This window comes from Mycobacterium sp. IS-1742, from assembly GCF_001500125.1.
GTDB lineage: Bacteria > Actinomycetota > Actinomycetes > Mycobacteriales > Mycobacteriaceae > Mycobacterium.
Genome location: NZ_LQIV01000023.1, coordinates 344,812 through 362,407, shown reverse-complemented (window position 1 = coordinate 362,407; position 17,596 = coordinate 344,812). Strand labels below are relative to the sequence as shown.

The 17,596-nt window shown below is 69.9% G+C and carries 20 protein-coding genes; 7 read left to right on the top strand and 13 right to left on the bottom strand.

Going from position 1 to position 17,596, the window contains the following annotated elements; genetic code table 11:
* Positions 1 to 143 precede the first annotated feature (143 nt).
* The 3 genes from AU196_RS16210 to AU196_RS16205 form a co-directional block, all read right to left on the bottom strand.
* Complete coding sequence (locus AU196_RS16210; protein WP_059096075.1) at positions 144 to 1,190, bottom strand: sulfate ABC transporter substrate-binding protein; 1,047 nt, start codon at positions 1,188 to 1,190, stop codon at positions 144 to 146.
* Between the two features lie 120 nt (positions 1,191 to 1,310).
* Positions 1,311 to 1,403 carry an Ms4533A family Cys-rich leader peptide gene (locus AU196_RS26380; protein ID WP_353612146.1) on the bottom strand — a complete coding sequence of 31 codons (93 nt, stop codon included), beginning with the start codon at positions 1,401 to 1,403 and terminating at the stop codon, positions 1,311 to 1,313.
* 128 nt (positions 1,404 to 1,531) lie between these two features.
* Positions 1,532 to 1,726, bottom strand: coding sequence for a hypothetical protein (locus AU196_RS16205; protein ID WP_059096074.1), 195 nt, complete (start codon positions 1,724 to 1,726; stop codon positions 1,532 to 1,534).
* A gap of 124 nt (positions 1,727 to 1,850) precedes the next feature.
* Here AU196_RS16205 and AU196_RS16200 point away from each other — a divergent pair, with 124 nt between their 5' ends.
* The 3 genes from AU196_RS16200 (at position 1,851) to mddA (ending at position 5,237) form a co-directional block, all read left to right on the top strand.
* On the top strand, positions 1,851 to 3,872 hold the full coding sequence (locus tag AU196_RS16200; protein ID WP_059096114.1) for a glycoside hydrolase family 15 protein: 2,022 nt from the start codon (positions 1,851 to 1,853) through the stop codon (positions 3,870 to 3,872).
* 97 nt (positions 3,873 to 3,969) lie between these two features.
* On the top strand, positions 3,970 to 4,230 hold the full coding sequence (locus AU196_RS16195) for an ANTAR domain-containing protein (RefSeq protein ID WP_059096073.1): 261 nt from the start codon (positions 3,970 to 3,972) through the stop codon (positions 4,228 to 4,230).
* Positions 4,231 to 4,466: 236 nt separating this feature from the next.
* Positions 4,467 to 5,237 carry a methanethiol S-methyltransferase gene (gene mddA, locus AU196_RS16190; RefSeq protein ID WP_059096113.1) on the top strand — a complete coding sequence of 257 codons (771 nt, stop codon included), beginning with the start codon at positions 4,467 to 4,469 and terminating at the stop codon, positions 5,235 to 5,237.
* A gap of 12 nt (positions 5,238 to 5,249) precedes the next feature.
* On the opposite strand, the gene AU196_RS16185 is transcribed toward mddA, so the two are convergent.
* The 7 genes from AU196_RS16185 to lepA form a co-directional block, all read right to left on the bottom strand.
* Positions 5,250 to 6,305 carry a hypothetical protein gene (locus tag AU196_RS16185; RefSeq protein WP_059096072.1) on the bottom strand — a complete coding sequence of 352 codons (1,056 nt, stop codon included), beginning with the start codon at positions 6,303 to 6,305 and terminating at the stop codon, positions 5,250 to 5,252.
* 28 nt (positions 6,306 to 6,333) lie between these two features.
* The gene (locus tag AU196_RS16180; protein WP_059096071.1) at positions 6,334 to 7,569 is read right to left on the bottom strand and encodes an acyl-CoA dehydrogenase family protein; all 1,236 of its coding nucleotides are present in this window, start codon (positions 7,567 to 7,569) and stop codon (positions 6,334 to 6,336) included.
* Between the two features lie 74 nt (positions 7,570 to 7,643).
* A complete protein-coding gene (locus tag AU196_RS16175) occupies positions 7,644 to 8,591 on the bottom strand; it encodes a LysR family transcriptional regulator (protein WP_059096070.1) in 948 nt (315 codons plus the stop codon).
* Between the two features lie 59 nt (positions 8,592 to 8,650).
* Positions 8,651 to 9,622, bottom strand: a complete 972-nt coding sequence (locus tag AU196_RS16170) for an isopenicillin N synthase family dioxygenase (RefSeq protein ID WP_059096112.1) — start codon at positions 9,620 to 9,622, stop codon at positions 8,651 to 8,653.
* 87 nt (positions 9,623 to 9,709) lie between these two features.
* Positions 9,710 to 10,414, bottom strand: coding sequence for a sensor domain-containing protein (locus tag AU196_RS16165; protein ID WP_059096069.1), 705 nt, complete (start codon positions 10,412 to 10,414; stop codon positions 9,710 to 9,712).
* 18 nt (positions 10,415 to 10,432) lie between these two features.
* Positions 10,433 to 11,164, bottom strand: a complete 732-nt coding sequence (locus tag AU196_RS16160) for a sensor domain-containing protein (protein ID WP_059096068.1) — start codon at positions 11,162 to 11,164, stop codon at positions 10,433 to 10,435.
* A 43-nt stretch (positions 11,165 to 11,207) separates the two neighbouring features.
* The gene (lepA, locus tag AU196_RS16155; RefSeq protein ID WP_059096067.1) at positions 11,208 to 13,139 is read right to left on the bottom strand and encodes a translation elongation factor 4; all 1,932 of its coding nucleotides are present in this window, start codon (positions 13,137 to 13,139) and stop codon (positions 11,208 to 11,210) included.
* Between the two features lie 22 nt (positions 13,140 to 13,161).
* On the opposite strand from lepA, the gene AU196_RS16150 reads away from it, so the two are divergent.
* From AU196_RS16150 to AU196_RS16140, 4 genes are all read left to right on the top strand, one after another.
* Positions 13,162 to 13,788: a type II toxin-antitoxin system PemK/MazF family toxin gene (locus tag AU196_RS16150; RefSeq protein ID WP_059096066.1), complete on the top strand. Its 627-nt coding sequence runs from the start codon at positions 13,162 to 13,164 to the stop codon at positions 13,786 to 13,788.
* A gap of 74 nt (positions 13,789 to 13,862) precedes the next feature.
* On the top strand, positions 13,863 to 14,018 hold the full coding sequence (locus AU196_RS25575; protein WP_157546368.1) for a hypothetical protein: 156 nt from the start codon (positions 13,863 to 13,865) through the stop codon (positions 14,016 to 14,018).
* 52 nt (positions 14,019 to 14,070) lie between these two features.
* Positions 14,071 to 14,355, top strand: a complete 285-nt coding sequence (locus AU196_RS16145; RefSeq protein ID WP_059096065.1) for a hypothetical protein — start codon at positions 14,071 to 14,073, stop codon at positions 14,353 to 14,355.
* A gap of 12 nt (positions 14,356 to 14,367) precedes the next feature.
* Positions 14,368 to 14,574 carry a hypothetical protein gene (locus AU196_RS16140; RefSeq protein WP_059096064.1) on the top strand — a complete coding sequence of 69 codons (207 nt, stop codon included), beginning with the start codon at positions 14,368 to 14,370 and terminating at the stop codon, positions 14,572 to 14,574.
* 82 nt (positions 14,575 to 14,656) lie between these two features.
* Here the strand turns inward: AU196_RS16140 and AU196_RS16135 are convergent, their stop codons facing one another.
* The 3 genes from AU196_RS16135 to AU196_RS16125 are packed head-to-tail and all read right to left on the bottom strand — an operon-like array spanning position 14,657 to position 17,481.
* Positions 14,657 to 15,265 (bottom strand): GNAT family N-acetyltransferase, encoded by a 609-nt coding sequence (locus AU196_RS16135; RefSeq protein WP_197415806.1) that lies wholly within the window; start codon positions 15,263 to 15,265, stop codon positions 14,657 to 14,659.
* 21 nt (positions 15,266 to 15,286) lie between these two features.
* Positions 15,287 to 16,402 carry an LLM class flavin-dependent oxidoreductase gene (locus AU196_RS16130; protein ID WP_059096062.1) on the bottom strand — a complete coding sequence of 372 codons (1,116 nt, stop codon included), beginning with the start codon at positions 16,400 to 16,402 and terminating at the stop codon, positions 15,287 to 15,289.
* Entirely contained in the window at positions 16,399 to 17,481 is a 1,083-nt protein-coding gene (locus tag AU196_RS16125; protein WP_082695738.1) for an LLM class flavin-dependent oxidoreductase, read from the bottom strand. Before AU196_RS16125 ends, AU196_RS16130 begins: the two co-directional genes overlap by 4 nt.
* Positions 17,482 to 17,596 lie beyond the last annotated feature (115 nt).

The window sequence follows — 17,596 nt, the reverse complement described above, 5'->3', positions numbered from 1 at the left end:
CCGGCGCCCCCGCGGCGCGCGCCCCGGGGCCCCCCCCGGGCCCCTCCGCCCGCGGCCCCCCCCCCCCCCCCCCCGCCCCGCGGGGGGGGGGGGCGGGGCGCCCCCCCCCGCCCCCCGGCCCTGGTCGCCGTCGACGGCAGTGATCATCCAGTCGCCTGGGTGTAGATCTTGGTGATCGATCCGCTCTCCTTGTTGAACAGCTCGCCGTCCACCTCCGACCAGCCGCCCAGATCGTCGATCGTCCACAGCTTCTGCGGCGCGGGATACTCGTCGGCGAACTCCTTGGCGACGGCGGGGTCGACCGGACGGAATCCGGCTTCGGCCCAGAGCTTCTGGGCCTCGGGCGTGTACTGGTAGTTCACGAACGCCGTCGCCTGCTCGAGGTGCCGGCTGGAGTTGACGACCGCGACCGGATTCTCGATCTTGAAGGTCTGCGCGGGGTTGAGGTAGTCGAACTTGTGGCCGAGGCGGCGCGAGTTGATCGCCTCGTTCTCGTAGGCCAGCAGCACGTCGCCGCTGCCCTGCAGAAACACGTCGGTGGCCTCACGACCGGAGCCGGGGCGCAGCTTGATGTGCTCGCTGACCAGCTTGTTGACGTAGTCGAGTCCGGCCTGCGGATTCTTGCCGCCGTCGCTCTTCACCGCGTACGGGGCGAGCAGGTTCCACTTCGCCGAACCCGAGCTCAGCGGGCTCGGGGTGATGACCTCGACGCCGGGCTTGAGCAGGTCGTCCCAGTCCCGGATGTTCTTCGGGTTGCCCTCGCGGACCATGAAGCTGACCACGGAGCCGAACGGGATTCCCTTGGTGGCGTTCTTGTTCCAGTCCTCGCTGACCTTGCCGGACTTCACCAGACGGGTGATGTCGGGTTCGACCGAGAAGTTCACCACGTCCGCGGGCTTGCCCGAGTCGACGCCGCGGGACTGGTCACCGGATGCGCCGTAGGACGCGGTCACGCCCACGCCCTTGCCCTCCTCGGTGGCCGCGAACGCGGGGATCACCTTCGCCCAGCCGGGTTCCGGCACCGCGTAGGCGACCAGCGTCAGCGTGGTCTCGGCGTTCGAGCCACCCTCGGAGCCCGCGACGTCGCTGGCACCGCCGCCGCAGGCGGCCAGAAGTGCCGAAAGCGACACGGTGGTCGCGAGCGCGGCGGCGACCCGCCGACGCTTGGGGAACCTGATCGAATTGAGCATGGATGGCCTTTCGGTCGATTTCCGTGGATCACAGGACGGTTCCCGTCACAGCGGACACGGGTGGCGACGACAAGGCAGCGTGAAACGGCGTCGCCGAACCCCAACCGCAGACGGGGGGTTTCAGCAACAACAGTGAACGTCAGCAACCGCGCACGAACCCACGGCAATGAGCGCCAAGATGTGGCACTCGCTATTGCCGGACGCCGGATGCATGGCGCGAACAATAACAGAGCCGAGCCGATCGCTCATACCGAGCGGTCAGCGGGTCATCAGCCACGCGACGATGACGAGCAGGATCAGCACGATCAGAATCAGGGTCACCCGTGACCGGGGCATCCCGGTCATGACGGTTCCTGCCCGTCATGGCGCGCACGGCGCAGCACCCGGACACCGGCGGCCAGCGCACCGTCGAGGATCACCGCCAGACCGTAGGCCAGCAGCAACGCCACCGGCATCACCACCGCCGTCTGTGCGACGAAGCCCAGACCGGTCAGCCACAGCTCGACGCCGTCCCACCAGCTGAGGAATGCGTCCATCGGGCCAGACTATGCGATGCGCCGACCGACGCCGCCGGCAGCGTGGACCCACCCACCGCACAGCAACCGCCCGACATGCGGTTTGAGTAGACGCCGAGCACGTCGGCAGCCGATGATGGCGGGCATGGTTCTGCAACACACCGAGGCCACCGACGGAGCCGCCCATCCGGGTCAGCCCGCCTATCTGCCCGACACCCCGTTGACGGTCACGGCGCCGGTGCCCTACGCGCCCACCGGTGGGCTGCGGAACCCCTTCCCGCCCATCGCCGACTACGGCTTCCTGTCCGACTGCGAGAACACCTGCCTGATCTCCTCGGCCGGTTCCGTCGAGTGGTTGTGCGTCCCGCGCCCGGATTCCCCGAGCGTGTTCGGCGCGATCCTGGACCGCGGGGCGGGACACTTCCGGCTGGGCCCGTACGGGGTGACGGTGCCCGCCGCGCGGCGCTACCTGCCGGGCAGCCTGATCCTCGAGACCACGTGGCAGACCCACACCGGCTGGCTGATCGTGCGCGACGCGCTGGTCATGGGCCCCTGGCACGACCTCGAGGCGCGGTCGCGGACCCACCGCCGCACGCCGATGGACTGGGACGCCGAGCACATCCTGCTGCGCACGGTGCGCTGCGTCAGCGGCACCGTCGAGCTGGTGATGAACTGCGAGCCGTCGTTCGACTACCACCGGGTGAGCGCCGAGTGGGAGTACTCCGGACCGGCCTACGGTGAGGCGATCGCGCGGGCCAACCGCAATGCCGACTCCCATCCGACCCTGCGGCTGACGACCAATCTGCGCATTGGCCTGGAGGGCCGCGAGGCCAGGGCACGCACCCGGCTCAAGGAGGGCGACAACGTGTTCGTCGCGCTGTCGTGGTCGAAGCATCCGGCGCCGCAGAACTACGAAGAGGCCGCCGACAAGATGTGGCAGACCAGCGAGGCGTGGCGGCAGTGGATCAACGTCGGCGACTTCCCCGACCATCCGTGGCGGGCGTACCTGCAGCGCAGCGCGCTCACCCTCAAGGGGCTGACCTACTCGCCGACCGGCGCACTGCTGGCCGCCAGCACCACATCATTGCCGGAAACGCCTCAGGGCGAACGCAATTGGGACTACCGCTACGCGTGGGTGCGGGATTCGACGTTCGCGCTGTGGGGGCTCTACACCCTGGGCCTGGACCGGGAGGCCGACGACTTCTTCGCGTTCATCGCCGACGTGTCCGGCGCCAACAACGGTGAGCGCCACCCCCTGCAGGTGATGTACGGCGTCGGTGGCGAGCGCAGCCTGGTCGAGGAGGAGCTGCACCACCTGTCCGGGTACGACGGCGCCCGGCCGGTGCGCATCGGCAACGGCGCGTACAACCAGATGCAGCACGACATTTGGGGCACCATGCTCGATTCGGTCTACCTGCACACCAAATCGCGCGAGCAGATTCCCGAGGCGCTGTGGCCGGTGCTCAAGAACCAGGTCGAGGAGGCCGTCAAGCACTGGAAGGAACCGGACCGCGGGATCTGGGAGGTCCGCGGCGAACCGCAACACTTCACCTCGTCGAAGGTGATGTGCTGGGTGGCGCTGGACCGTGGCGCGAAGCTCGCGGAACTGGAGGGCGAGAAGAGCTACGCCCAGCAGTGGCGCGAGACCGCCGACGAGATCAAGGCCGACATCCTGGCCAACGGCGTCGACTCGCGGGGGGTGTTCACCCAGCGCTACGGCGACGACGCGCTGGACGCCTCCCTGCTGCTGGTCCCGCTGGTCCGGTTCCTGCCGCCCGACGACGAGCGGGTGCGCAACACCGTACTGGCCATCGCCGACGAGCTCACCGAGGAGGGCCTGGTCCTGCGCTACCGCGTCGAGGAGACCGACGACGGGCTGGCAGGCGAGGAGGGCACGTTCACGATCTGCTCGTTCTGGCTGGTGTCGGCACTGGTGGAGATCGGCGAGATCAGCCGGGCCAAGCATCTGTGCGAGCGGTTGTTGTCCTTCGCCAGTTCGCTGCACCTCTACGCCGAGGAGATCGAGCCCCGTACGGGCCGTCACCTGGGCAACTTCCCGCAGGCGTTCACCCATCTGGCGTTGATCAACGCGGTGGTGCACGTGATCCGGGCCGAGGAGGAGGCGGACAGCTCCGGGGTCTTCGTCCCGGCCAACGCGCCGTCGTGACGCAACGTTCACCCCATGGTCAGGATCAGCGTGTATCCATGTCTTGCCAGACGCAGCACCGACTCAGCACGATGGTGCAGTCGAAGGGGGTAGGGACATGGACAACCGGATCACGGACGTGACGTCGCGCCGGGTCATCGACGTCGCGATCGGCATCCTGATGGGGCTGCGGGGTTGCACCGAACGCCAGGCGTTCGACGAGTTGGTCGCCGTGGTGAAGCAGACCGGACTCGGTATCGGCCGCGTGGCCGGGGGGCTGGTGGCCCTGGCGGGCGGAACCTCCTCGGCCGATCACGCCGAGGCGTACACCGTGTGGGGCGAGCTGATCCGCGGCGCCCGCCGGGTCGCGACGGGTTAGCGGCGGGTTAGCGGCGGATCGGGGCTTTCGGACCCCCACCCGGCGGTCTACCGTTGACGTGTGGCCACCACGGCCGCCACGAGACGTGATCTCGCCTGTCGCCGGTACCTCGGCTCAGCCCGCATCGGCCGGGTAGACACGCGACAATCCCACTCCGACAACACCTCTCGGCAAAGAGTGCTGCCGTTCTGGGCGCCGGTCACGCCGTCGCGGACAGGACATCTCGGGAGGGCATGATGAGTCGGATCCTCGCCGTCGCGTACGGCATCGTCAGCTATGTGGTCTTCCTCGCCGCGTTCTTGTACGCGGTGGGCTTCGTCGGCGACTTCGCGGTGCCGCGCACCGTCGACTCTGCGGTCGACGCCCCGGTCGGCGAAGCGATCGTGGTCAACCTGCTCCTGCTCGGACTGTTCGCCGTGCAGCACAGCGTCATGGCACGCCCGGCGTTCAAGCGCCGGTGGACGCGGTGGGTGCCGCCGGTGGTCGAGCGCAGCACGTTCGTCCTCATCGCGAGCCTGCTGTTGTTCCTGCTGTTCTGGCAGTGGCGCACCATGCCGCAGACGGTGTGGGACGTCTCGTGGGCGCCCGGGCGGTTCGCCCTGTGGGTCGCCTTCTGGGCGGGCTGGGCGACAGTCCTCGCGTCGACGTTCATGATCAACCACTTCGACCTGTTCGGGCTGCGCCAGGTGTACCTGGGCTGGCGGGGTGAGCCCTACACCGGTCTGAAGTTCCAGACGTTGCTGCTCTACAAGGTGGTGCGGCACCCGATCATGCTCGGGTTCATCGTCGCGTTCTGGGCGACGCCGACCATGTCCGCGGGGCATCTGCTCTTCGCCGTCGCCACGACCGCCTACATCATGGTCGCGCTGCGCTTCGAGGAGCACGACCTGACCGAGGCGATGGGTGACGAGTACCGCGACTACCGCCGCCGGGTCCCGATGCTCATCCCCGGCCTGCACCGCGACCACGGGCACGCGCCGACCACTGCCTCCGGCGCGACGGGGTGACGAGCCCGGGACTCAGACCGGGACCGGTTCCCTGACCGACAGTTCCTGCCACGCGGCCAGCACCGCGGCGAGTTGTCCGGCCGAATGCCTGCCCAGTCCGCACTCGGTGGACAGCCCGAACCCGGGGAGGAATTCGCGGGCCAGCGCGCTGCGCGCGCGTGCCCCGGCGGCGCCGTCCTCGGCGTGCAGGAGTCCGAGGTAGACCTCGGTGCCCGGTTCCAGCGCGAGGTCGGCCAGCGGCTGCCAGTGGGCGCGTCTGGTCCATGCCGCGACGGTGGCCGCCTGGAAGGCGTCGATACGCCGTCGCACATGGCGGGACAGGCCGTTGGCGAGCGTGACGATCGCCCGCGCGTCACGCGGCAGGATGTGGCGGCCCCCGCGGGCCGCGGCCTCCTCGTCGGGCGGGACCCCCATGAACGGCGATGCGCCGAACTTGGAGTCGCCGTAGCACAGGTGGAAGGTGAGGTCGGCGTCCTCGTGCACCCAGTCCGCGAGCCGGGCGGTGGCGGCGAAGACCGGTTCCAGCCCGCCGTAGGGGTTGGCGAACCAGCCTTCGACGGTGGCCAGTTCGGTCGGCAGGTCCCATTGGATCGCCAGGTCGGCCGGTGGGATCGCCTCCTGCACGGCCTCGACGCTCTCACGCAGCCGCTGCTCGTAGGCGTAGGCGATCTCGACCTGGGAATCGAACTCGGCGAACGAGTTCACCGCGTTGAACGGCGTCGGGATCGACACCAGGAAGCGCGATTCGGGGGCGAGCCCACCGCCGTCACGTGCGGCGCGGAACGCCGCGTACGAATCGGCGGCCACCGAATGGTAGTCGACCGCAGGGAATTCGACGCTCACCCCGGGGCGGACCCGGGCCCGGCCGTCGGCCACGTCGAGCGTGGGGTTGTCCAGGAAGTGGCCGGCCTGGGTGAGCACCCAGTTCGCCCGATCCCCCGGTTCGCCGTCGGGCACCCGGGTGACCCCGGGCTGCAGGCGTGAACCGACGAGCCGGAACGCGTCGTCGACGCTGGGGACGTTGATGCTGCCGGTCAGGTAGAAGCCGGCGGATTGCTGGTCGGTCATGGTCGAATCCTCTGTGCGGTGGGCGAAGTCAGAGCAGGACGCCGAGGCGCGGCGGCAGCGTGCCTCGCAGGGTGTGGTTGCCGAGGTGGACGTACTTCCACCGGGCCGGATCGTGCAGCGAGTGCACACGCACGTTGCGCCAGTGCCGGTCGAGCGCGTACCCGCGGTCGGTGGCCGAGGCGCCCGCGAGTTCGAAGACGCCGCCGGCGATCTCGACCGCGAACTCCTGGGCGAGCGCCTTGGCGGCGGCCACCTGCAGGGAAGCCGCGGCGGCGGACTCGCGGGACAGCTCCGGTTCGGTCAGCGCCTCGTCGATGCGGGCCGTCCCCGCGGCGAGCAGCGCCTCCAGGGCGTACAGCCGGGCGGTCAGCTCGCCGAAACGGCGGACGACATGGGGTTCGTCGGCGGCGTGCTCGACACCGGCCTCGAACCACGGCCGGCTCTTGGTGGTGACGAACCGGGCGCCGTCGGTCAGGGCCGCGCGGGCTATGCCGATGTCCACCGCCGCGTGCAGCGCCTGATCGAATGCGCCGAGCACCGACGGCGGGGCGGTCACCGGATCGGGGTCGGGACCCTCGTCGATCACGAAGGCATCGTCGACGGCCACCCGGTCGAACACCACTTCACCGCTGGCGGTGCCGCGCTGGCCGAACGACGACCAGCGGTCCAGGTTCAGTGTGACGCCGGCGTCGGTGGGCCGCACGAACACCGTTGCGCCGTGGGCGGGTTCGGTGCCCGCGATGCGGGCTGCGACGGCGATCCAGCTCGCACCGAGTGTTCCGGTGGCGTAGAACTTGGTGCCGTCGAGCACCCATCCCCCACCGGAGCCGCGGGTCACCGTGGTCAGGCGGTCGACACTGAGCCGGGTACCACGTTCGACGGTGGCGTTGCCCAGTTGAGCTCCGGCGAGGACGTCCCGGTAGATCGTCGGGGCCGGTTCCGTGTCCCCGAGCCCCCTGATGGCGGCGCTGAGGACGAAGTGGGCCAGCAGCAGCTGCCCGACGGCCGAATCGGCCTCCGACAGGATGCGCAGCACCTCGACCGCGGCCGACTGGGGCAGATCCGGTCCACCGAACCGCTCGGGCACGAGGATTCCGAGCAGACCGCTCTCGGCGACCCGGCGTAGTTCGGCCTCGGGCAGGATTCCGCGGATCTCGCGGTCGACCGCACCGGCGGCGATCTCGTCGGCGACGCCGCGGGCGACCGCCAGGGTCTCCGCCACCGACAGCAGAAGGGGGGCCGTGCTCTCGGACGTGATGGTCATCGGGGGGTGGGTCCTTTCGTCGACGGCCGTGCCCGTGGGACGTTAGGGCGACGGCGATGGCTGGGGAAGACGGTTCAAGCGACACTGGAAGGGGTTGCAGGAACGGTGAATACACCTCGCGCCCGCAACCGCGCGCCGGTGTCACCGATGAGCGCCACCAGTCGCGCGACCGGCGTACCCGGTTCGGGCGCCGTCGCGGTCGCCACCGCGACCCGGCGCACCGGCCGGTGGGTGAGCCGGCGCACGGCGACGTCGCTGCGCGCGGCCCACGCCGCCAGCGACGGGACGAGAGACACCCCCATACCCGCGGCGACCATTCCCTGCACCGTGCCGTAGTCGTCAGCCCGGAAGGTCACGTCCGGGTCGAAACCCGCACGGCGGCAGGCGTGCTGGAACACCCGGGTGTCGGGGCAGGCGCCGGTCGCGGTGCTGACCACCCACCGCTCGGCCGCCAGCGCCTCGAACGGCACCTCCACCGCGTCGGCCAACCGGTGGGCGCGCGGCAGCACCACGAAGAACTCGTCGTCGTAGACGGGCACGGTGTGCACACCGCGGAATTCGGGCGGCTCGCCGGGCACCTCGGTCACCATCGCCGCGTCGGCGCCGTCGCCGAGCAATGCCACCGCGTCGTCGGGGTCGGCGGTCAGGAGTTCGATTGCGGTGGCCGGGTGTTCGTGCTGCAGCCGGGCGATCACGCGGGGCAGGATGGTCGCGGCCGCGCTGGCGAACGAGGCGACCCGCAGCGTGTCGGGCGCCGCGGTCGCCAGCCGCGCGAGATCCCGTTCGGCGGCGGTGACGGCGCCCAGGATCACGTCGGAGTGTTCGAGCAACCGGGTGCCCGCCGCGGTGGCCCGGGCGCCCGTCGGCCCCCGCTCGAGCAGCTTGGCGCCGATGTCCCGTTCCAGCGCCGTGATCTGCTGGGAAACCGCGGATGTGGTGTAGCTCAGCGACATCGCCGCGGCGCTCAGCGAGCCGCAGCGCACCACTTCGCGCAACACCACGAGCCGGCGCACGTCGAACACGTCGCGACCGTACGGTGACGCGGTGAGGCGCCACCAGTATTGCGATCAGCCCGACTCGATCACCGGGTGATGCCGTGGTGGAGTTCGGCCACGTCGGGGTGCGCCCTGGTGCGCGACTTCCACGCGTTCTCGCCGTAGGTGTTGAAGATCGGGTTGTCGGGGTCGGCCTCCACGCCGCGCGATCGGACGGCGAGGTCCGGCGGCAGCGCCAAGACGGGGATCAGCGCGTCGAGCGCCGGATTGAGGAAGTACGGGATCGAGACGCGGTCCGTACCTGGTGGTGGAGCGAGCACGCGGTGACGGGTGGCGCGGAGATACCCTCCCGTCGCCACCTCGAGCAGTTCCCCGATGTTGACGATGAAGGCTCCGCGCAGCGGCGGTACGTCGATCCACTCGTCGGGGCCCGATTCGACCTGCAGACCGGTGGATTCGGGTTCGACGAGCAGCAGCGTCAACACCCCGGAGTCCTTGTGGGCGCCCACGCCCTGATCGGTGTCGGTCGTGCCGGGGTAGCGCACCACCTTCATCAGCGTGGCGGGCCGGTCGGCGAACGCCGCGTCGAAGACGTTCTCGGCCGCGCCGAGAGACACCGCCCAGTGCCGCAGCAGCCGCAGCCCGACCGCCGACAGCGCGGCGCCCCAGTCCTCGAAGGCGGCGCGGAATCCCGGGGGCTGTGCCGGCCACAGGTTCGGGCCCTGCAGCCGCCAGTAGCCCTGCGCGCCGTCGATCACCTCCCGCTCCGGTCCGATGTCGATCTGCTCGCGCCAGTCGACGGTGCCGTTGGTCAGTTCTCCGCCGAGGCGGGAGTAGCCCCGAAACTGTGGGCTGAGCAGCTGGCTGATCTCGTCCTTGCGCTCGAGCGGTTGGGCGAAGAACGCCCGCGCCAGCCGCAACACCTGCTCGAACCGCTCGACCGGCACACCGTGGCCGACGAGGTAGAAGAATCCGGCGTCGTGGGCGGCCTCCCGCAGCCGGTCACGGAATCCCGCCGGGTCGGTGTCGGCATCGGTGAGGTCGAGGACGGGCAGCACGTGGGCCATTGTCGGCCCGCGGTGCCGGGTGAGGCCAGCGGCGTTCACCAACGCTGGACACCGTTGCAGGGTTCGTGAAAGCCCGGGCTAGCGGGCCGCCTCGGCGGCGTTGGCCACCATCTCGGTGGCGATCGTGGCCGCCTCGTCACCGGGGCCGAACGCGCACGCCCAGGCCTCGACGGTCAGGTTCGACACCGCCGAGAGCGCGTGCTGGCAGCCCCATCCGTCGGCGTCGCGCTGAACCGACACCTGGGTGAGCAGCGACCCGTCGGCGATCACCGACGCCAGGTCCCACACCGAGCGCACGACACCGTCGTCGACGGTGAGCGCGGCGCTGGCGCAGTCCTGCCACATGGTCCGGGAGCCGTCGACGAAGGCCTGCGCCTCGGCCTCCGACGGATAGAGCACCGCCGTCTGCTCGACCCAGTGCCGGTTGCCCTGATCGGGTTCGCGGGCCACCTGGTCGCGCACGACGGTCCACCCGCTGTCGGCGTAGACGGGTGCCTCGGCGCCGTAGATCGCCCCCAGGCACCCGGGATCGGAGACGTCGCCGGAGTGGTCGGTCATTTCCCCGGAGTCGCTGGTGACGGTCATCCGGGTGGAGCCGACGATGTCGTTGAGCTCGCCGATGGGCAGCAGTACGTCCGCCAGGGCTGACTCGGACAACGGCGGCACGTCGACGGGCACGACGTTCGCGGGCCGAACGGCGTTGCCGGACACGGTGTTCGCGCACCCGGCCGTCAGCGCCACCAGCGCCGTGACACCCAGTGCGACCGCCTTGATCCGGCCCATCGCTGTCCCCGTCTGCCGTCAGCCGGCCAGTTTGTCGAGCATGAGGTGCGCGACGTCGACCGCACCGTCCGCGCCGCCGGAACGCGCCCCGGCGATGTCGGTGATCTCCACGTCGACGATCGCGTCACCCGCCACGCCCAGCGCGCGCTGGATCGGGATTCCGCCGGCCTGCGCCGCCTCGTGGACGACCACCGCCGACACCACTCGATCGTCGACCGCCACATCGGTGATGCGGCTCTGTTCGCCGGCGCCGGGAGCGCCGCGCCGCAGCACCACCGTCCGGCCGTCGCAGCGACCCCAGTCGTCGGCCGCGGTGGCGAAGAACGCCTCCGCCTCGTCCGCCGAGCCGAGTTGCACCACCCCGAAGAACCCGCTCAGCGCCGGGCCGTCGACGCTCCCGGCCGCCCACGACCGACTCGCGACCGAGCGCACCGCACTGGCGCCGTAGACGGCCTGCTGGAGGCGGTAGGTGGTGCTGACACACTCCACCGGCGTCGCCTGCGCCCGCTCGACGCCGCGCAGCAGGGTGTCGGCGCCGCCCTCGACGAGTTGCCCCATCAGGCCGGTCGGGGCGATGCCCAGGGCCTGGGAGAGCTCCTCGGCGGTCGGCAGGACCGTCTCGAGCGCGCGCACCGGCGAGGGCGCCGACCCGGGCGCCGGATCGACCGCCACCCCGTCGACGGTGGCCGTGCACCCGGCCGAGATCAGACATGCGCAGGCCAGCACCGAGGCCGGGCGTGAGACGCGCATGCCTTTCTCTAGCACGCGGACGCGGCCGGTGCGACCGTTCGGCCTACTTCTTGGGTTTGTCCCCGGCGGCGTCGGTGGACAGCGCCGCGACGAACGCCTCCTGCGGGACGTCGACCCGGCCGATGGTCTTCATCCGCTTCTTGCCTTCCTTCTGCTTCTCCAGCAGTTTGCGCTTACGGGTGATGTCACCGCCGTAGCACTTGGACAGCACGTCCTTGCGGATGGCGCGGATGTTCTCGCGGGCGATGATCTTCGACCCGATCGCGGCCTGTACCGGTACCTCGAACTGCTGGCGCGGGATGAGCTCCTTCAGTTTGGTCGTCATCTTGTTGCCGTAAGCCGAGGCGCCGTCCTTGTGGACGATCGCGCTGAACGCGTCGACGGCCTCGCCCTGAAGCAGGATGTCGACCTTGACCAGCGAGGACTCCTGTTCGCCCGCCTCCTCGTAGTCGAGGCTGGCGTATCCGCGGGTGCGCGACTTCAGCGAGTCGAAGAAGTCGAAGATGATCTCCCCGAGCGGCATCGTGTAGCGCAGCTCGACCCGCTCGGGCGACAGGTAGTCCATCCCGCCGAGTTCGCCGCGGCGGGACTGGCACAGCTCCATGATGGTGCCGATGAACTCGCTGGGCGCGATGATCGTCGTCTTGACCACCGGTTCGAACACCGTCCGCACCTTGCCCTCCGGCCAGTCCGACGGGTTGGTGACGATCAACTCGGTGCCGTCGTCCTGCACGACGCGGTAGACCACGTTCGGCGAGGTGGAGATCAGGTCGAGATTGAACTCCCGCTCGAGTCGCTCGCGGGTGATCTCCATGTGCAGCAGGCCCAGGAACCCGCAGCGGAAGCCGAAGCCCAGCGCCACCGACGTCTCCGGCTCGTACGTCAGGGCGGCGTCGTTGAGCTGCAGCTTGTCCAGCGCCTCACGCAGCACCGGATAGTCCGACCCGTCGACCGGGTAGAGCCCGGAGTACACCATCGGCTTGGGCTCGCGGTACCCGGTCAGGGCCTCGGTGGCACCGCGGCGCGCGGTGGTCACGGTGTCGCCGACCTTGCTCTGCCGGACGTCCTTCACACCCGTGATGAGGTATCCGACCTCACCGACGCCGAGCCCGTCGGAGGCCTTGGGGTCCGGGGAGACGATGCCGACCTCGAGCAGTTCGTGAGTGGCGCCGGTGGACATCATCTTGATCCGCTCGCGCGGGACGATCTTGCCGTCGACGACGCGGACGTAGGTGACCACGCCGCGGTAGATGTCGTAGACCGAATCGAAGATCATCGCCCGCGCGGGTGCCTCCGGGTCGCCGACCGGGGCAGGCACCTGGCGCACGACCTCGTCGAGGAGCTCGGCCACCCCGGCGCCGGTCTTGCCGGAGACCCGCAGCACGTCGGACGGCTCGCAGCCGATGATGTGGGCGAGTTCGCCCGCGTAGCGGTCCGGGTCGGCGGCGGGCAGGTCGATCTTGTTGAGCACCGGGATGATCGTCAGATCGCGGTCGAGCGCCAGGTAGAGGTTGGCCAGCGTCTGCGCCTCGATGCCCTGGGCGGCGTCGACCAGCAGCACCGCACCCTCGCAGGCCTCCAGGGCCCGCGACACCTCGTAGGTGAAGTCGACGTGGCCCGGAGTGTCGATCAGGTGGAGGACGAAGTCCTCATCGCCTGACGGGCCCTTCACCTTCCATGGCAGCCGGACGTTCTGGGCCTTGATCGTGATGCCGCGTTCGCGCTCGATGTCCATCCGGTCGAGGTACTGCGCGCGCATGTCGCGGTCGGCGACGACACCGGTGAGCTGCAGCATCCGATCGGCGAGCGTCGACTTGCCGTGGTCGATGTGGGCGATGATGCAGAAGTTGCGAATCTGCGCCGGCGCGGTGAAGGTCTGGTCGGCGAAGCTGCTGATGGGAATCTCCTGGTAGACGTCGCAACGGGGCGCGTGTGCGCACCTCAAGGGTATCGACCGTGGTGCCTCGCGGCACAATCGCGCCCGGCCGTCCTCACCTATGCTCGGAATCATGGCGTCGCAGTGGAAGACGTTCCAACGGTTGGCGGAGAAGCTGGTGTTCCAGGAAGCACCCAAGGTGATCCGCCAGCTCCAGCAGTCCGAGAACCGGCCGCGCACGGTGCAGCAGGGCATCCAACAGGGGCTGAAGATCGGGTTGGGCGTGGGTCTGTCGGCGTTGGCCGGCGCCTCGAACACGACCACGCCGGCGATCACCGCGGGCCGGCCGGTCACGAGCAACAGCGTCCCGACCGCGCACCGGGCCCGCAAGATCGTGTACGCGCCCGATCTCGACGGACGGGCCGATCCCGGGGAGATCGTGTGGACCTGGGTGGTCTACGAGGACGATCCGACCCGCGGCAAGGACCGTCCGGTGCTGGTCGTCGGCCGCGACCGCCGCACCCTGCTCGGGTTGATGCTCTCCAGCCAGGACCACCACCACGACGACCCGAACTGGGTCGCGATCGGCGCGGGCAGCTGGGATTACGACGACCGGGCCAGCTGGGTGCGGTTGGACCGCGTGCTGGACGTGCCCGAGGAGGGCATCCGCCGCGAGGGCGCGATCCTCGACCGCGCCCGCTTCGAGGTGGTCGCCGCGCGGCTGCGCGCCGAATACTCCTGGAGCTGACCACCCGCAAACTATTGACGGAGTGGTTGATTTGCCCCCAGGCCGGGTAGTCCGTTCATCAGGAAGGACGAGCAATGAACGGACACAGTGTCGGCGTCGACTCGGCACAGCTCAACACAGCCTCCCCCACGGCATCGCCGATAGCCGTCGTGGCCATCTGCTTCGCCTGCGGCTACCCCACCATGCATCCGGGACTGTGCGCTTACTGCCGACCGGTGCCGATGCTGTAACCCCCTCGCCTGTCGCCCAGCGGCACAGGCGGGTCAGGGAAGGAGCGTCGAGATGCGCGTACTACGCGGCCTCCTCGGTGCGCTGCTGTGGATCCTCGCCGGCGTCATCGGCCTCGTCGGCTTCGTCCTGTGTCTCACCGCCATCCTGTTGCCGATCGGGGTCCCCCTACTCGGCCTCGCGCGACGCCTGCTGACCCACGCAGTGCAGTTGATGATGCCGCGCGGGGTGGCGCATCCGGTCAAAGAGCTGACGAAGACCACCGACAAGACGACTCGCAACGCGCGCAAGACGCTGCGCGGGGAGCGTAAGCGTCTGTCGCGATTGGTATCGAAGTGATGGGAGGCCGAAATGCGGGTGTTGAACGGATTACTCGGCGTGGTGCTGGGAATCGTCTCGGCCGTGGTCGGTGTGCTGCTGGGCGTGGTCGCGGCGGTGGTGTGGCTCGTCGGCGGGCTGTTGTGCGTGACAATCCTGTTGCTGCCCTTGGGAATTCCGGTGTTGAGGCTGGGCAGCCGGCTGTTCGGCCTGGCCGGTCAGCTGATGCACCTCCCGTGACGGTGGCCGCGGTTGTCGCCGAAACTGCTGTGGGATCGCGTTTTCCGCGGTATTCGTGATCTCCCGGCAGTCTCGGCGCGGCTCAGCGCGGCTCGCGCCACATCGGCCACAGCGAGGGGCCGCCGTCGGGCACCCTCAGTTCCCCGGTGACCTCGAATCCGAACCGTTCGTAGTACGGGATGTTGTCGGGGTTGCTGGATTCCAGGTAGGCCGGCGCGTACTCGGCGTCGCAGCGGTCCAGCCGTGAGCGCATCAGCGCCTGGCCCAGACCCGCGCCCCGCACGGCGGGATCGCTGCCGATGATGGCCAGATACCAGTGCGGCTCCTCCGGATGGTGTTCCTTCATCAGATCGGCCACCTGCTGACCCCTCGCGACGCGGTTGCCGAACGCCCGTATGAACGCCGGCATCATGAGCAACTCCTCGAGCCGCGTCTGTTTCCACCGGCCCGGCGGATCCCACAGTGCGGCCGCGCCGGTACCGCCCGCCGCCGCGGCCACCTCCACACCGCCGCCGCGCAGGAAGTGGTGCCGGGTCATGGTGGCGAACATCCGCTTGAGCCCCCGGCCGCGCGCAGCGTCGTCGGGCAGGACCCAGTTCATCACCGGATCGTCGTGAAACGCCCGGCCGAGTACGCCGGCCAACTCCCGGATATCCGATCGATGCGCGGGACGGACGTCTACGGCAGCCACCCGCTCACCATCGCACATCCCTCAGCGGGTGGGGACCGCCTCGGCGGGAGTGCCCGCCAGGAGCGGCAGCACGCCCTCACCGACGTGGTGGATCTCCTCGGCCTGCGGGTAGCCCGACAGCACGAACTCGCTGACGCCCAGCCGCGCGTACTCCTCGAGCACCGCCGCCACCTCGCCGTAACTGCCGGTCGCCGCCGTGCCCGCGCCGTCGCGCAGCAGGCTCGGCCCCGCCCACAGCCCCGGATACACCTCGAGGCTCCGCGCGTCGACGAGCGCGCCGGTGGTCAGCGCGGCCATCCGCCGCTGCCCCTCCGACCCGCTCACCAGGTAGCGCTCGTGCGCCCGGCGGACCTCGTCGGCCGACAGTCCCGCGATGAGTTCTTCGGCCCGCCGCCACGCTTGCGCGGAGGTCGGCCGCGCGACGGTGTGCATCCGCACACCGAACCGCAGCGTGCGACCGTACCGGGCGGCCGCCACGCGCACCCGGTCGATCTTCTCGGCGACCTGATCCGGCGGCTCGCCCCACGTCAGATAGACGTCGGCGTGTTCGGCGGCCACCTCGATGGCCTCCGGTGACGAACCGCCGAAGTAGATCGTCGGCACCTGGGTGAGCGGGTACGCCATCCGGGCCTGGTCGATGCCGTAGAACTCGCCGTGGTGGGAGAACTCGGGTTCCGACCAGATCCCCCGCACGACGCGCAGGAACTCTCCGGTGCGCCGGTAGCGCGCCGACTTGTCGATCGCATCGCCGTAGCGCCGCATCTCGTCGTCGTCGCCACCGGTGACCACGTTGAGCGCCAGGCGGTTCCCGGTGAACCGCTGATAGGTGCTGACCTGTTGTGCGGCCAGCGTCGGCGACAGCACACCGGGCCGGAACGCCACCAGGTACTTCAGCCGCCGGGTGTGCTGCGCCAGCGCCGCGGTGGCGATCCAGGAGTCCTCGCAGTGCGAACCGGTCGGGGTCAGCACCGCCTCGAAGCCGAAACCCTCGGCCGCCCGTCCCAGCGCGGTGAGGTTGTGCAACGTCGGCTCCAGATGCGATCCCGAGCGTGCCGAGGCGCTGCCCCGGTTGTCGGCGACCGTGGCGGTATCCCCGTGAGTGGGCAGATACCAGTGGAACTTCGGTGCAGGTGTCACGACGCCGCCTCCGCGCGCTGCACCAGCGCCCGCACCCGCGGCACGATCTCCCCCGCGAACCGGTGCATCTCGGCCTCGAACGGCTGGAAAGCGAGCATGAACGTCTCGATCCCGAGCCCGTGCCAGTCGACGATCCGTTGCGCGACGGTGTCGTAATCCCCGACCAGACCCGCCGCCGTTCCACCGTTGGGCCCGATGTGCGGCCGTTCGCGCAGCCGCTGCCACATCACCGAATTCGGATCGGTGTCGCGGCTGAACCGGTCGATGGTGTCACCGTCGCCGGCGCGGTCGCGGGCGTTGAGTTCCCAGTGGTACTCCAGCAGTTCCGCGGCCTCGCGCTGCGTCGGTGCGGTCACGACGAACGCCGCCAACCCGAACCGGATGGGGTCCAACCCGCGTCGAGGACGGCGCCGCACGTCGGTGAGGAGCGTGCGCGCCTCGTCCGGTGCCTGACCGTTGAGGAACAGCACGTCGGCCTCGGCCGCGGCGAGGTCGCGCGCCGGCCCCGACTCGCCACCGAGATAGATGCGCGGTCGCGTCCGGTAGGTGCCCGCCGGGTGCAGGTGAAAGTCGTCGACGTGAAAGTGTCTGCCGTGGAACGTGGTCCGTTCACCCGTCAGCAGCCTCCGGGTGATGTGCAGCCACTCGGCGCCGTAGGCGTAGCGCTCACCGTGGTCGAGCAGGCCGATCCCCGAGCGCTCGAGATCGGGGATCCACCAGGCGTTGACGACATTGACCGCGAACCGGCCACGGCTGATCTCCTCGATGCCCAGGGCCTGCTTGGCCAGGATCGTCGGATGCACGATCGACGGCTTGACCGCCGCGATGATCTCGATCGACTCCGTCAGCGCCGCGACCGCGGCCGCGGCACTCCACGCGTCGAGTTGGTCGAGCGACTCGCCGAGGGGGTTCATCGTGTGCTGGGCGATCAGCGTGCTGTCGAACCCGAGTCGCTCGGCCAGCAGGATCTGGTCACGCACCCGGGACCACGACGCATCGACCGGATCGTCGGGGTGACCCAGCGCCGCCATCGTTCCGTGCACGTTCGCCCACACGCCGAACCGGGGAAATCCACTCACCGGGAGCACCCTGGCCCCGGCGACGGAGGTTGTCGACGGTTCAAACCAGCGTGAGCACAACGGCGTTCGGATCACGACGATCCGGACGGTGTACGGGGCCTGCCGCCGTGTGTAC

Excerpts from the sequence above, each read along its gene's own strand:
- AU196_RS16210 (WP_059096075.1), bottom strand. The coding sequence starts at position 1,190 with ATGCTCAATTCGATCAGGTTCCCCAAGCGTCGGCGGGTCGCCGCCGCG.
- AU196_RS26380 (WP_353612146.1), bottom strand. The coding sequence starts at position 1,403 with ATGCATCCGGCGTCCGGCAATAGCGAGTGCCACATCTTGGCGCTCATT.
- AU196_RS16205 (WP_059096074.1), bottom strand. The coding sequence starts at position 1,726 with ATGGACGCATTCCTCAGCTGGTGGGACGGCGTCGAGCTGTGGCTGACC.
- AU196_RS16200 (WP_059096114.1), top strand. The coding sequence starts at position 1,851 with ATGGTTCTGCAACACACCGAGGCCACCGACGGAGCCGCCCATCCGGGT.
- AU196_RS16195 (WP_059096073.1), top strand. The coding sequence starts at position 3,970 with ATGGACAACCGGATCACGGACGTGACGTCGCGCCGGGTCATCGACGTC.
- mddA (WP_059096113.1), top strand. The coding sequence starts at position 4,467 with ATGAGTCGGATCCTCGCCGTCGCGTACGGCATCGTCAGCTATGTGGTC.
- AU196_RS16185 (WP_059096072.1), bottom strand. The coding sequence starts at position 6,305 with ATGACCGACCAGCAATCCGCCGGCTTCTACCTGACCGGCAGCATCAAC.
- AU196_RS16180 (WP_059096071.1), bottom strand. The coding sequence starts at position 7,569 with ATGACCATCACGTCCGAGAGCACGGCCCCCCTTCTGCTGTCGGTGGCG.
- AU196_RS16165 (WP_059096069.1), bottom strand. The coding sequence starts at position 10,414 with ATGGGCCGGATCAAGGCGGTCGCACTGGGTGTCACGGCGCTGGTGGCG.
- AU196_RS16160 (WP_059096068.1), bottom strand. The coding sequence starts at position 11,164 with ATGCGCGTCTCACGCCCGGCCTCGGTGCTGGCCTGCGCATGTCTGATC.
- AU196_RS16150 (WP_059096066.1), top strand. The coding sequence starts at position 13,162 with ATGCTCGGAATCATGGCGTCGCAGTGGAAGACGTTCCAACGGTTGGCG.
- AU196_RS25575 (WP_157546368.1), top strand. The coding sequence starts at position 13,863 with ATGAACGGACACAGTGTCGGCGTCGACTCGGCACAGCTCAACACAGCC.
- AU196_RS16145 (WP_059096065.1), top strand. The coding sequence starts at position 14,071 with ATGCGCGTACTACGCGGCCTCCTCGGTGCGCTGCTGTGGATCCTCGCC.
- AU196_RS16140 (WP_059096064.1), top strand. The coding sequence starts at position 14,368 with ATGCGGGTGTTGAACGGATTACTCGGCGTGGTGCTGGGAATCGTCTCG.